We start from the raw sequence: 13117 nt of genomic DNA on the forward strand, positions 1-13117 counted from the left end.
GGATCGACAGTTAAATGGCGAAGCTTGCGCGAGGGTGGCTCAGAAGCCTGACTGGATGCGCGAAAATACCATGTCGGTAAAGATCGAAATCTGCGCGCCGACGAAGGGCGCGGAGATGCCGACGGTAATCAGGACGGCGACAATCTTCGGGACGAAGGTCAGTGTCGCTTCCTGGATCTGCGTGAGTGCCTGAAAAAGAGCGATGACGAGACCCACGACCATGGCAGCGGCAACTGCCGGGCCAGCCGCAACCAGCACGGTCCAGATGGCTGCCTGGAACAGATCGAGTGCGTCAGCTTCATTCATCAGGCAACCTCATATCGCCTTGGAGAAACAGCCCGGCACAAACCGGACTGTAGGTCTTCATTGTTCAAGCGAGCTCGACTAGGTGGAGCTGCCGGTATCAGTGCTCGGCGTCGTTGGTGCCGAATCAGAGATGGTGACACCGGTTTGCACCAGAATCTTACCCCCATCCTTCGTCGTTGCAATGATGCCGTCGGAATAAACCTTGACCGACGATACGACACCTTTGACGCTGCCGTCGGCGCTTTCCATGTATTTGCCGATGTAGCTGCCGGCCTGGGTGAGGCTGGAGCTGGACAGCAACGTGTCAAGCTTGGTGTTCGTCTGGATCGTCTGCTCGACCTGCGAGAAGCTGGCAAGCTGCGCCATCTGCTGGCTCGCATCGACGGGATCCGTCGGATCCTGGTTCTTCATCTGCGCGATGAGCAACTGCAAAAAGTTGTCGTAGTTCAACGTCGCCTTCTGCTGCGCGGAAGACGTGTTGCCCGACGCGGAAGAGCCTACGCCCGAGAGTGCGTCTACCGCCATGGTGCAATCTCCTTGCGAATCTGTTCGACCATCGCCGGCGCCATTTCCTGGTTGTTGAGGATGCTGTCCTCAAGCGTGTACATCGAGCGGATGGCCTTCAGAGCGTCGAACGCGCGGCCTGTCGAGACCAGACCGTCGATGCGCTTCAGCTCAGCAAGGATCTCTTCATTGCGGAAGCAGCTCAGCAGCATGGTGATCGACTTGCGGAACATCACCGTCGACTGCTCTTTGCCCTCAGGATTGATCAGAATCATCTGGGCAATGAAGTAGAGCTGGCGCAGAGGCGTCGTCGCGTCTTCAGGCTGCAGGACGTGGTTTTCGAGAAGGAATGTCACATCATTCAGGAATTCCAGCGCGACCTTGCGGTCAACGCGCAAGACCGCGCCGTTGATGAAGATTCTCTCTCCGGCTTTAAGCGAAATGCGAAGTGTACTTTTCATTTAAGTCCATCCCTGATGATGATGGTAATGTCGATAATGCCCTGGTAGTTATCGGACTGACGCCGTCTGATCCTGTCGCATTCCTTGAGAATCCAGATCGCGATGGAGATGAGGTTGGCACGCAGTTCGACTTCAAGCTGATTGTCGGGGTGCTTCAGGTCCTCGATAAAGCTCACCCAAACGCGGCGGGTATAAAACAGAGCCTCAATGGCTTCCCGGCCGTATTTTGTTTTCTCGCGCGCCGCAGCAAGCATTTCGATAGACCGATCGAGAACTTGCCGCTCTCTCTCTTTCGCATCGGTCACCGAGTCTTGCATGACCTCGGCATAAGAGAACTGATACATTCATGCATCCTTCTTTGTAATGCGCGCCTTTGATCATCAAAGGTAATTTACAAGGCTCAACTGCTGGATCTTCGAGATGATCGTGTAAGAGGTCTGAAGCTGCGTCTCCATGTTCTTGACGATCGTGGTGGCTTCAACCGGGTCGACGCCTGTCAGATCGATAAGCTTGCCCTGCAGAATGCTGGACTGTGCGTCGAGTGCGGCGTTCGACTTGGTCACGCGCTCCTGCGACAGGCCGAGCTGGCTCTGCTGGCCGGTGATACCGGTGGTCGCGCGGCCGGCGTAGTCGATGGCGGCGTCGGAGAGACCCGACATGCCTGCCGTACCCAATCCCTGATTGGTCAGCGCCTTGGTCATGACCGTCGCCATGGCGAAATAGCGCATACCGTCCGAATTGGCATTGGTCGAAGACGTGACGACTTCCGAGTTGCTGATGCGGCTCGTCATGTTCTGGTTGGATGCCGACGACCAGTTGCCCCAAGCCGGTGGCGTCGTGTCGTAGGTCAGGCCACCTGTCGGAGCCGGAGCACCGACGGGATATCCTGTAGGCAAAGTATCCTGCATGAACATCGGCTCGACGAACATGGTGGTGAAGTTCTTCATGTCCGTGGCATCGAGGTCGGCAACGGTCTTGGGATTGCCGGTTACCGGATCGGTCAGCGCGCTGGCATAGGCCTTCAGATTGGTTTGCATCGCCGACATTGCCGCAGCACTCTGGTCGGTCAGCGGCGCGACATCGGTGTTGATGCCCGAGAACAAATATTCGCCGTTCGTCAGCGAGTTGCCGGTATCCATCAGCTGCGAGAACGCGCTGGATGCCTGCTGCAGCGTGACGGTGATCGTGTCGGCGCTCTGGCTTCCCTTCAGGGCCGTCAGTTTGGCAACAAGGTCATCGGCGGCGCCGTTCATCGCGTCGAGACCGTTCTGCGACATCTCCAGACGAAGGTTGACGACCGAATTGCTATCCTTGATCGACTTGATGCGGTCGATCTCGCGGTTGAAATCGACGCTCTTGGCCGTATTCACGCCGAGCGCAACACCGACATCGGCGTACATCTTCGTGCTGGCCTCAACCGCCGACTGCACCATCTGGTTCTGCGACTGACGGATCGTCAGCCGCATGGCGTTTTGAATGGCTGAACTAGAAATAAAAGAGCTTTTCATTTTTTAACTCGCAATATCCAGCAATGACTTCAGCATTTCGTCGACGGCATTCAAAATCTTCGTTGCCGCCTTGTAGGACTGCTCGATGTCGAGCATCAGAGTCAGCTCTTCGTCGAGGTTGACGCCCGTCTCGTTGGAATAGGCCTGATCGGAGCGCGCCAGGGCAGCAGAAGTGTTTTCGGACGCATCGCTGGCACTGCTGCGGTACTGCTCGAGCCAACCGATGGAGTTGGCGGCGAAATCCATAATGCTGACGTTAGAATCTAGACCCGAGCCCGTGTTGAAGCCGGAGACACCAGTGCCAGGATCGAAATCTATCTTGGCGCCCATGGCGTTGTAGTACTTGTCGAGCTGATCCGTGTAACCGCCGTTGCCCGAAAGATTGGTGCTGTAGGGGACGTAAGGAGGAATAGCCGGCATCGGGTCCGGATCGTTGATCGAACCGTCGCGCAGCTTCATCGGATCGCCACCCTGAGAGGTGATGACTGCCGAGTTCACCTTGATCGATCCCGCCATCCCATTGATGATAGCGTACTGCCCCGTGACCGGATCGACGGTCGGCATTCCGCCCGCAGCACCGCTTGGAGACTGCGTCCAGACGAATAGTCCTGGCGTCGTCGAGCTGCCGTCGGTCTTCGTTTCGGCGAACATGTTGACGAGTCCCTTGGCGATCTCGTCAAGCTGACTCTGGAATTTCGGCGCGACATCGTCACGGATTTGAAGCAGCGCCTGGAGGCTTCCCTGGCCGGAAGTCGTGCCGCCCTGCCCCATAGCCAGCGCCACGCCGTCAATATAGACGCCGTTGCCCTTGTCGCTCGCCTGATAGGTCGGGGTCGCCGTGAATTTTACCTCGCGAGGAATGGTATCGAAAAGGACCACACCATCGGAGGTGTAGAGCGCCATATCGCTGCCATTGCGCGATACCGGCTTGACGCTGACGATGCTGGAGATCTGCTTCAGCAGCTTGTCGCGCTGATCGAGCGCATCCGACGGATCGGAATTGGTGTTGACCGCGTTCTTGACGGCGTTATTGGCCGTCTCGAACTGCGATAGCAACGAGTTCAGCGTGTCGACCTGGGTCGCAATCGACTTGTCGGCAGCGGCCCGGGTGTTCTGGACGGAAGCCGTTGCGTTATTCAGCGAGTTGGCGAGATCCTGCGCCGCATTGATCGCACCCTGCGCGGCGACGACATTGTTCGGCGACGTCTGAAATGCGGCCAGCTTCTTCTGGAAGGCGCTGAGATATTCGGACGGAGAGGTCTCGTAGTCGTTGCCGCCGAGGACGCTTTTCACATCCTCCAAGCCATTTAGCAGAGTCTGCTGGGCGCTGTCCTGCGAATTGCTGGCGAGGTACTGCTTTAGGAGAGCATCCTCCTGCGCCCGATCAATCTTGACCACCGATGCGCCGTTCAACGACGTGGTGATCATCGCCTGCCGGCGCACATAGTCCTTGTTGCCGGCATTGGCGATGTTCCCCGACACGGTCGCGCTCTGCGTGCCCGTGTTGTTGAAGATGCTTTGTGCCGTATTAAGTGCTGACGTGAGCGACATGGCTTACCGGTTACCCTGATTTTATCGCTTGAGGTTGACGAGGACGTCCATGATGTCCGAACCCGTCTGGAAGACCTTGGAATTGGCCGTATAGCTGCGCTGCGACTCAATCATTTCGGTCAGCTCGCCTGCGAGGTCGACGTTCGAGCCTTCGAGCGCGCCGGCCTGGAGGGTGCCGAGACCGTTGGTCTGCGGGAAGCCGGTGACAGTGACGCCGGAGCGGCCGTTCGCCTGATAGACGTTGCCGCTAAGCAGCGTCAGCTCGTCCGGGCTTGCAACGGTTGCAAGAGGAATACGGAAAACCGGCTTCGGGTCGCCTTCCTTGTAGTTCGCGTAGACCGTACCGTCCTTGTCGATGGTGACACCGGTCACTTCGCTGGCGGCCTGGCCATTCGGCGAACCGGTGCCGCTGCTGGCCGAAGCCTTCTGTGTATACTTCGAGAGATCGAGATCGATGTTGAGATCGCTCTTTGTATCGGCGATTGCGAGATTGCCGGTGATCGTACCGGCAGCAGGATCCGCCGCGTCGGTGATCAGCCCGCCGGTGGCGTTGAAGGCCATCGTGCCAGAAGCGACCAGCGAATCGGGCATCGGCGAATAGGGGAACGAACTCGTGCCCGATGCCGCTGCGCCATCCTTACGATAAATGGCAACGTCCCAAGTGCCAGAAGTCGCCGATGTCGGCGGAGTCGTCGTATTGTCGGCAGCCGTCGCTGCGGCGGACTTCGTGAAGTAGAAGTCGTATTGAACCTTGCCGCCAAGCTTGTCGAACACAACCATCGAGGTCTTGAAGGTGTTGGACACGCCGGCTGCCGTAGCGCCCGGATCTTGGTTGGCGCTTGGCAGATCGGTTGCAGCAACGACGGGCATGTCAGAATTCAGATTGCCCGAGAACGTTGCCAACGTGGATTCGATCGCGGTCAGACCTGTCTGGTTGACGTTAACAGGAACCAGACCATCGAAGCCGTTGACGACGACTGCCGGCGGGCCGGCCGTGTAGGGGTAGCCCATCAGCGTGAAGCCGGCGGCGTTGACCAGGTTGCCGTTCTTGTCCTTGGTGAAATCGCCGGCGCGGGTCAGAACCGAGGTTCCGTCCGGGCTCTGGACGATGAAGAAGCCGTCGCCCGAAATGGCGAGGTCGGTGCCTGAAGTCGTGTAGGAGAGGTCACCCTGGGCAGTCACGGACTGGCGGACGGACGTCTGAACACCACCGGAATTGTAGTTGCCGGCCGTGGAGGGCAGGACGAGCGACGAAAATGCCGTCGATACCGACTTGTAGCCCGTGGTGTTTGCGTTCGCGATGTTGTCGGCGACGGTGCTCAGGCGGTTCGCCTGGGCGTTCATGCCGGACACTGCCGTCTTCATGCTGCCAAAAATGCTCATCTGAAAACCTCGTTTTCCTTGATAGTCCGGAGAGTATTTGGCGGGCCTTGCGTGAAGCTGTCTGGTGCGGGCGGTGCTTTGGAAATCTTAAGCACCGCTGCCGCGCGGCGAGGCCCGTCGCTGAAATCAGTTCCAGTCGATGCAGTAACCGAGGAAGCGCTTGGAATCGACGGGATCGACACCGAGCTTCTTGCGCAGCTTCTTGCGCAGCTTCGAGATGTGGCTTTCGACGACGTTCTCTTCGACTTCCTCGTCGAAGATGCCGTAGATGGCGTTGAAGATCTGGGTCTTCGTAACGCGGCGGCCGCGGTTTGCGATCAAATACTCGAGGATGCGGCGCTCGCGGCGCGGCAACGCAAAGACCTCACCGTGGATCTCGGGATCGCGGCCGTCCGAGAAGACGCGAATGCCGCCGATATCGGTGTGGCTTGCAATCGCTTTCAGGCGGCGGCGGATGGCCGCGGCCCTAGCGAGAATTTCACGGGGATGGACGGGCTTGCGCACCACGTCATCGACGCCACAATCAAAAAGTGCAAGCGTCGTTTCAAGCGAAGGTTGATCGCTGACTGCAATCACCGGCGCCTGCGAACGGTCGCGGATGGCCCGCGGCAACTCGAAGGTCTGCTGGCCCTGGCCAATCAGAAACGCCTCGACGGCCTGGATATCCGAATCCGCCGCCGTCTGTACCCACTCACCAAATTCGCTTGGATCAAAACCGGTCGAAGGGATGCCTTCCCGGCCAAATAGAGATGTATATCCATCTTTAACGAGCTCTCGCTCATCAACCACGACGATCATTCGTCCGCCTCCGAATCAGTGTGGCACTTCAATGACCTATGGGTACGAATCGCGTGAATCTGGAACAAGGTGTTGGAAGTTAATGGCGGGAATTAATAGTTGATTAACTTTTGTGTCCCGATTTGCTCTACATGTAGTAGGCCACCTCAGTTATGCACACAAAAATTTCGTGGAAAAGTTAACGACCGGTAAATTAGGTCTTGCGTGGCCAGATTCTGGCGGATTCCTGCCACATTTTGACACGATTCCGCTTTGTTCTCTTTTTGCTATTTTTGATTGCATCAATTCTGGCAGAAGTTGCTCGCATTAGGAGTCCACTTGCCGTAGCCGGTGGCGACCAGATTGGCGATGACCCGGCACACATACTGCTTCTGCGCGGGGTCATTGTTCGGTCCGGCGTGGTATCTGGCTACCGCCATCGTCCAGGTCTCATGACGATCGTGAAGGTTGCGGAGGAACTTCGCTGCGTATTCGACATTGGTGTGCGGGTCGAACATCTCTTCAGCGGAGCGGAAGTTCTCACCATGAAAGTAATGGTTGATCTGCATGCAGCCGATATCGATGAGTTTGGCGCCCGCTTTGGTGGCCGAATAATACTGCCGCATGGCGTCTTCTTCGGAAGGCGGAAACACCGCCTTGCCCTCGATATTGAGAGCGAAGGGATACAACGATCCCTTGCGTCCCGTCTCCGTCAGACCCACCGAATAGAGAATGCCTTCGGGGATACCGTACTTGGCCGCGGCCGACTGGATTTCCTTCTCGCAGGCGCCGTTATAGGCGGCCGCCTCAGAGGTAAACGCTGCCAGAGCTGCCGCTGCCAGCGGCGCCAGAAGCAACGTCTTCCACACCGGTCTCAGTTGCGCCATCGAAGCCTCCATTCCCTCGCTGTGCTGTCTGCGACTGGCGCTCACGCGCCTCGCCGCCCTGGCCGTGCTGCAGGGACTGCTGACCCGACTGGCTCTGTGCGTTTGCCTGAGTGCCGGTATCGGCCTTTTCGACTGGCGCCATGCTGATCGTCACGTTGTCGACCGTATAGCCCTGGCTGCGCAGCGACTCGAGGATCTTGCTGTGATCCTCCTTGAGTTGGCGGTAAGCAGCACCCGATTCGACCTTGAGATCGACATTCAACGCATCGCCCGATAGGCGCATCGTCGCCGTTACCAGGCCGAGGTCAATCGGCGTCATCTGGATTTTCAGCGTGTTGACGACCTTGCCCGTGCTGGTCCATTCGGCTGCATTTGACAGCGCCGAACCCGGCTGCATGGCCTGCGCCCACTCCTTGTCGCCGCTGATTGCCGCGGTGACGGAAGCGGAATTCTGCGCCAACCCGATATAGCGGCGCGATTCAAGCACGGTGACGTTCTCGACATCGCCCTTGCTCTTCACGCCCTGCTCGCCATGATCTTCGGTGCCGATGTGGATATCCATCGACTGCCCGCGGCCATCGGCGCGGCTCAGGCGGAATGTCTTGCCATCAGAGGCCTCGGCACCCTCGGTACCCGGAACGGCATCGTCGGCTGCCTTGGAAACACCCACCGCAGCCAGCGCGTCGCTGACATGCGATGCGGCCTTGCCGCCAGCATCGATGGCATCGGCCTTCTTGTCCTTGGCGACGGCGCCGTCATCCTTGGTCTTCACGGATGATCCCTGCGCGGCCGCAGCGATAACGATGGGCACCTGCGGGCCGTCTTTCTGCAGGAGATCGAGCGCATCGCTTGCGGCGTCCTCGCCGTCACCCTTATCCGCCTTCTTTGTCTCGTCGCCCTTTGCAGGCTTGGCGCTCTTCGTCGCATGCGGCAGCGCGTCGTCGGCGAGCGTCTCCGGCGCATCCTTCTTGATGGCGTCCTTGGCCTGTTCGATCGCGTCCTTGACCTGATCCTTCAGCGACTTGCCCATCGCGACCGTTTCCGGTTTCACCGCCGCCTGCTCCTTCAGCGACGCGTCGCTGAGATCGATAACAGGCTTGGCATGGGGCCGAGAGCGGGCAAGTGCGGCAGCATCGGCCTCACTGGGCCCACCTGCATTCGACGCAGCGTTGGCATCATTCGGATTCTGCCCGTTGTCGCCGGCCTTCGAAAGCACGTCGGAAAAGCCGCCGCCCTTGCGGCCGTCGTCGTCTTTCCCAACCGGGCGATTGGATTTCGCTGACGGCGCCTCAACCGGTGCCGCTCCCCCCGAAACGCTGATATCCATCATCTCAATTGCTTTCTTGGCTCAACAACTTGTCGATATCGTCAAGTTTGGACCGGCTCGCAGCCATAAAGGATTTGTAGGCAGGATCGGCATTCTGCTGACCCTGGCTGCTGTCTGCCGGGAGTGCCTGCGCCGCGCCATCGTCCACCACCTCCGAAGGGGCGGTCGGCGACTGCGATTCGGCGTCCGTAGTAACAGCTGCCTGTTCTGAAGTATTCTCTTCATTAGAAGAAGTAGAATCCTTGGCTTGCGTCAAGCTTGCAGGGTCAGGCGCTTTCAATACTTGTTCGGCTACCGAGCGGGCTGCAGCTCGCAGAGCCTTGTCGCGATCCGAGAGATCGCCGTCTGCGACCTTGCCGATATGCTGGGCGGCCGAATCGACATCCGGCGTCGAGACCGACGCCATGTTGCCGTAGAAGCTTGCCAGGGCGCCAAGCGGATCGGTGTCGCCCCCAGACAGAGTCTGTGCGTGCTCGGCCGCGGTCTTGGCGAGTTCCACCTTGCCGGCGATACCGGCCGCACGGGCGATACGCAGATAAACCTCGCGCTGACGCGCATCATCCATGAAACCGAGAATGCTGACGACGTCCTCCGGCTTCACGTCATGCTCGTGATCGACGATCAGCTTGACGAACAGGTCGGCAAACTGGCTCGCATAGGGAGAATGCAGGAAGCGGCGAACATAGCGCTGCGAATAGGCCATGCCCTTGTCGACCAAGCCGGCCTCGACGCTGATCGCCACCGAGCGGCGCAAGGCCGCCTCCTCGACAATGGTGCCGGGTGCAGACAGCCGCGCCTGATCGTAGAGCTTCAGTGCCTCGAGCGGGCTTCGCGCCACCATGACATTGCCGCCAACCAGCGACAGATAGGGACCGATTTTCTTGTCGCGGTATTCGTTGGCCGTTTCGACCAGTGTCTTGGCAACCAGCAGTCCCTTGCCGCTCAGATACTTCCGCAACACGTCGGTGACACGATTGTCGAAATAGCCGTTGACGTCGCGCGACACCAGGTACTCCAGCGTCGCCGGATTGCCGCCGCTCATCGCGTAGACGAGCGCCGCATCAACGTTGCGATCATCGTCATAGACCGAGGCATCGACCGAGCGCAGACGCTGATCGATCGTGCCCAGCATGAAGCGCTGCATTTCGGCAGCGGAGTGATCGCCAAGAACCACGGAATCCTGCACGAATTGCAGCGAGCGCAGCATCTTGTAGGGCGCCAGATCTTCCTGCTCATCCGCAACGGCTACAGCCGGCGCTGTAAGCGCCAGTCCGAGCATGAGGGAGAGAAGATGATGGGGCTTGCTGCGCGCCATGGTTTATCCCTGGTCCGCCTGAACGAGGATTTCGATACGGCGGTTTGCGGCGTTCAACGGATCATCCGGAAGCTTGAGCTTACGATCGGCAAAGCCGGACACCTGCGAGACGCGCTGCTCGCCCAAGCCGCCACGCACGAGCATGTAATAGGCAGCCTGAGCGCGATCCATCGACAGGCGCCAGTTTTCGTTGTCTGCGCCCTTATACTGACGGCCATCGGTATGGCCACGGATCACCACCGCACCCTGGCGCGCCTTCAGGATCTCGCCCAACTTTTCCATGACCTGCACCATTTCCTTGCGGGGAACGGCCGAGCCGACGTTGAACATCGAGTCATTGCCCTGGTCGGAGAGGCTGACGAGCAATCCGCCTTCGGACGGGGTTACCGTCAGGCCTTCTGCGAGCTTGCCGCCTACGCCGCTGATCTGCTTGGCAATTTCCTGCTTCAACTCATCGGCCTGCTTCTGCTCTTCGGCCTGCTTTTGCGCATCCTGCTGCTTGTCGGCCGCGGTATCTGCCGGCTTCTGATCGGACTTCTTGTCGGTTGCCTTTTCGTGAGGCTGATCGGCAGGCTTGGCATCGGCAGACTGGTCTTCAGGCTTCTGCTCCTCGAGCTTGGCAAGCTCTGCAGCATCCGGCTGCTCCTCGGCGTCCTTGGTCGCCGGCGTCTTGCCAGGATTGTCGGCGCGCGTCACCTCGACCTGCTTGGTCCAGAAATCCGGATCGAAAGGATCGCGATAGGCCTCGCCACCATCAGCGCCGGTCGCCGGGCCGGAATCGGCTGCACCACCCTCGCCCTTGGCGCTGACGTTAGCCTGCTGTCCGACTTCCTGGGCGATTTCGGCCAGAACGGAATAGGGATTTTCGAAGAAGTCAGCTTCGGAGTAGTTCGTCTGGTCGCCTGACGTCGAGGTCTGGTCGTCGCCGCTGGCGGCAGAAGCGCCCTGCGTCTGCTGCTCTTCCTTCTGCTTCGACTTGTCCTTCGTCTCCTCGCCCTCAGCCGTATCGACAGGCTTCTTCAACCCCTTTTCGGTGGGCTTTTCGTCGGCAAGCTTGATCGGGTTGAAATAGGTCGCAACGGAGGCTTTCGTCTCCTCGTTTGCAGCATTGACCAGCCACATGACGAGGAAGAACGCCATCAGGGCGGTCATGAAGTCGGCGTAAGCGATCTTCCAGGCGCCGCCATGCGCGCCGTCATGATCGCCACCACCATGTTTCTTGATGATGATGACTTCATTTTTGCCGTGGTGGTGATTTTCGCTCTCACTCATTCCAGAACTTTCTTCAAGCTGGCAGACCAGGCAGAAATACGTGTGACGAGAACGGAGCCATCAACCTCAACAATGAGGTCGACGTCATCCGTCTCAATGTGCCGCAGAAGGCCGGACTTTTCTCCGAGCGCCTTCTCCAGCGATGCGAAAAGATTGGCGGGACCCTTGACGATCACCACACCGGCCGCGCCATCGAGAATTGCCTCTTTCAGAAGCACCGCAAGATCTGCGACAGCCTGCTCCGCGACAGCCTCCGTCACAACGGGCGCGATCGCCTTGGCGGCGGCGGCGCTGACAAGTTCCGCCACTTCGAAGGCGATGCCCGACAATCTGGCAGCGAGAAGGACCGCGAGTTCCTGCTCATACTTCTCTTTCAGCTCATCGAGCTGCCGTTGATAGCCAAGCTCGGCAGCCTGCAACTGGTCCGCGTGGGTCTTGGAGAGACCAGACGTTGCCGCGGCGTAGCCCTCGGCATAGGCAGAGCGGCGTTCAGCTTCGAGATCGACTGCAGGTTCTTCCGCGAAATCTGCAAATCCCCCAAACGCCTCTTCGGCGAAGTCGGAGGCTTCGGGCGCCGGGGCGACCGGCTTGATATCACTGAAATCCTTGAGATAGCGGGATAGCATCGCGCTCATCGACCACACCCGGTATCTGCAAAAAGCTGCGGCATGCCTGCGCCTCGTTCAAACCAATTCTGACCGCCGCTTCACAGAACTGAGGCAGCCTTGCCTGGAACCTAGAAAGTCAAACTTGCGCGAGGATGAATGGCGGGCACGTGCCCGCCAGCTGAGCCAGATTACTATTCGAGCAGGATCAGGATGTTGCCGGCGGAATTGTTAAGAATGTTCATCGCCTCGGTCGCGATGTTCAACTGCGCCTGGATTGCTGTCTGACGAGTCGATGCCTCATCCATATCGGTATCGACAAGCGCACCCACCGTGGTGTCGAGCGAATCCATCATCTTGTTCACATAGTCCGACCGGGCATCGACCTGGTTCTTCATGATGCCGAGACCGGCCGCTGTGGTGTTCAGACCGGAGAGGACCTTTTCAACGACAGCCTGCATGTCCGCCAGATTCTGCGGTGTCGTGCTGTCAGAAAGCGAGATCTGGCTGCCGGTCGCGGGGGTCGTCGAGTTTGCGTTCAGCAGGAAGTACTGGTTGCCGCTGCCAGTTCCCGGATCGATGTCCTTGGTCAGCAGACCCTTTGACGCGTCGCGCGTATCGATCATGACCAGGCTCGATGATGGAAAGCTGATGTTCTGCGGGTAGAACTGGCCGTTAGCGCCGCGGATATAGCCACCGATCACCGAGCGGGTATCCGGAATGACCGAGTTGTTGTTGTAGAGCCAGTTCTCGCCCGAGAAGCTGGTACCGGTAACGCCCGACTGGAGCTGCGACAAATACTGCTGCAGTGTGGTGTTCAGCTTGTCACGGTCATTCGCCGGGTCGGCGGCGGAAACGAGCGTAGCCTTGATATTGCTGACCAGGTCGATCAGCGAGTCCATGGTCGTATAGGTCGTATCGACCTTCGCCGCACCAAGGCCAAGCGCATCATCGATCGTCTTCAGCGAGCTGCCGTCGGTGCGCAGGGTCTGCGCGTAGGACCAGTATGTGGCATCGTCCGCAGCAGTCTGGATCCGCAGTTCCGATGAGATCTGCTGCTGAATTTTATCGGAGTCCTTGCCGAGGCCCCGCATGATGTTCAGTGCGGTCAGGGCAGCCGGGTCTTGAATGGTATAGGCCATCTGTCGATCTCTTGAATGAATGGGAAAGGGACAGACCGGTAACCGGTAGCGACAGATTATGGCTTCATGCCCCCGGCAA

General features: G+C 58.9%; 14 protein-coding genes. All 14 read right to left on the reverse strand.

All coding sequences use genetic code 11. The annotated features are described in order from the left end of the window. Positions 1-39: 39 nt before the first annotated feature. Entirely contained in the window at positions 40-306 is a 267-nt protein-coding gene (gene fliQ, locus J2X43_RS07565) for a flagellar biosynthesis protein FliQ (RefSeq protein ID WP_112387622.1), read from the reverse strand. Between the two features lie 78 nt (positions 307-384). Then, the gene (gene flgD / locus J2X43_RS07570; RefSeq protein WP_112387621.1) at positions 385-831 is read right to left on the reverse strand and encodes a flagellar hook assembly protein FlgD; all 447 of its coding nucleotides are present in this window, start codon (positions 829-831) and stop codon (positions 385-387) included. Further along, complete coding sequence (gene flbT, locus J2X43_RS07575) at positions 822-1271, reverse strand: flagellar biosynthesis repressor FlbT (protein WP_112387620.1); 450 nt, start codon at positions 1269-1271, stop codon at positions 822-824. The genes flgD and flbT overlap by 10 nt, the downstream gene beginning before the upstream one ends. Then, positions 1268-1615 carry a flagellar biosynthesis regulator FlaF gene (flaF, locus tag J2X43_RS07580; RefSeq protein ID WP_112387619.1) on the reverse strand — a complete coding sequence of 116 codons (348 nt, stop codon included), beginning with the start codon at positions 1613-1615 and terminating at the stop codon, positions 1268-1270. The genes flbT and flaF overlap by 4 nt, the downstream gene beginning before the upstream one ends. A 36-nt stretch (positions 1616-1651) precedes the next feature. Continuing rightward, positions 1652-2779 carry a flagellar hook-associated family protein gene (locus J2X43_RS07585; protein ID WP_112538197.1) on the reverse strand — a complete coding sequence of 376 codons (1128 nt, stop codon included), beginning with the start codon at positions 2777-2779 and terminating at the stop codon, positions 1652-1654. A 3-nt stretch (positions 2780-2782) separates the two neighbouring features. After that, positions 2783-4330 carry a flagellar hook-associated protein FlgK gene (gene flgK, locus J2X43_RS07590; RefSeq protein ID WP_112387617.1) on the reverse strand — a complete coding sequence of 516 codons (1548 nt, stop codon included), beginning with the start codon at positions 4328-4330 and terminating at the stop codon, positions 2783-2785. Positions 4331-4351: 21 nt separating this feature from the next. Then, positions 4352-5713, reverse strand: a complete 1362-nt coding sequence (locus tag J2X43_RS07595) for a flagellar hook protein FlgE (RefSeq protein WP_112387616.1) — start codon at positions 5711-5713, stop codon at positions 4352-4354. Between the two features lie 126 nt (positions 5714-5839). Continuing rightward, complete coding sequence (rem, locus tag J2X43_RS07600) at positions 5840-6511, reverse strand: transcriptional activator Rem (protein ID WP_112387615.1); 672 nt, start codon at positions 6509-6511, stop codon at positions 5840-5842. Between the two features lie 281 nt (positions 6512-6792). Then, on the reverse strand, positions 6793-7377 hold the full coding sequence (locus tag J2X43_RS07605; protein ID WP_112513952.1) for a transglycosylase SLT domain-containing protein: 585 nt from the start codon (positions 7375-7377) through the stop codon (positions 6793-6795). After that, the gene (locus J2X43_RS07610; protein ID WP_112538199.1) at positions 7298-8707 is read right to left on the reverse strand and encodes a flagellar hook-length control protein FliK; all 1410 of its coding nucleotides are present in this window, start codon (positions 8705-8707) and stop codon (positions 7298-7300) included. The genes J2X43_RS07605 and J2X43_RS07610 overlap by 80 nt, the downstream gene beginning before the upstream one ends. Before the next feature lies 1 nt (position 8708). Continuing rightward, a complete protein-coding gene (gene motC, locus J2X43_RS07615) occupies positions 8709-10019 on the reverse strand; it encodes a chemotaxis protein MotC (protein WP_310292894.1) in 1311 nt (436 codons plus the stop codon). Between the two features lie 3 nt (positions 10020-10022). Beyond that, positions 10023-11291 (reverse strand): MotB family protein, encoded by a 1269-nt coding sequence (locus J2X43_RS07620; RefSeq protein ID WP_310292897.1) that lies wholly within the window; start codon positions 11289-11291, stop codon positions 10023-10025. Beyond that, positions 11288-11926, reverse strand: coding sequence for a hypothetical protein (locus J2X43_RS07625; protein WP_310292900.1), 639 nt, complete (start codon positions 11924-11926; stop codon positions 11288-11290). The genes J2X43_RS07620 and J2X43_RS07625 overlap by 4 nt, the downstream gene beginning before the upstream one ends. Positions 11927-12090: 164 nt before the next feature. Next, positions 12091-13038, reverse strand: a complete 948-nt coding sequence (locus tag J2X43_RS07630; protein ID WP_112387609.1) for a flagellin — start codon at positions 13036-13038, stop codon at positions 12091-12093. Positions 13039-13117 lie beyond the last annotated feature (79 nt).

It is taken from the genome of Rhizobium sp. BE258, assembly GCF_031457345.1.
Lineage (GTDB): Bacteria > Pseudomonadota > Alphaproteobacteria > Rhizobiales > Rhizobiaceae > Rhizobium.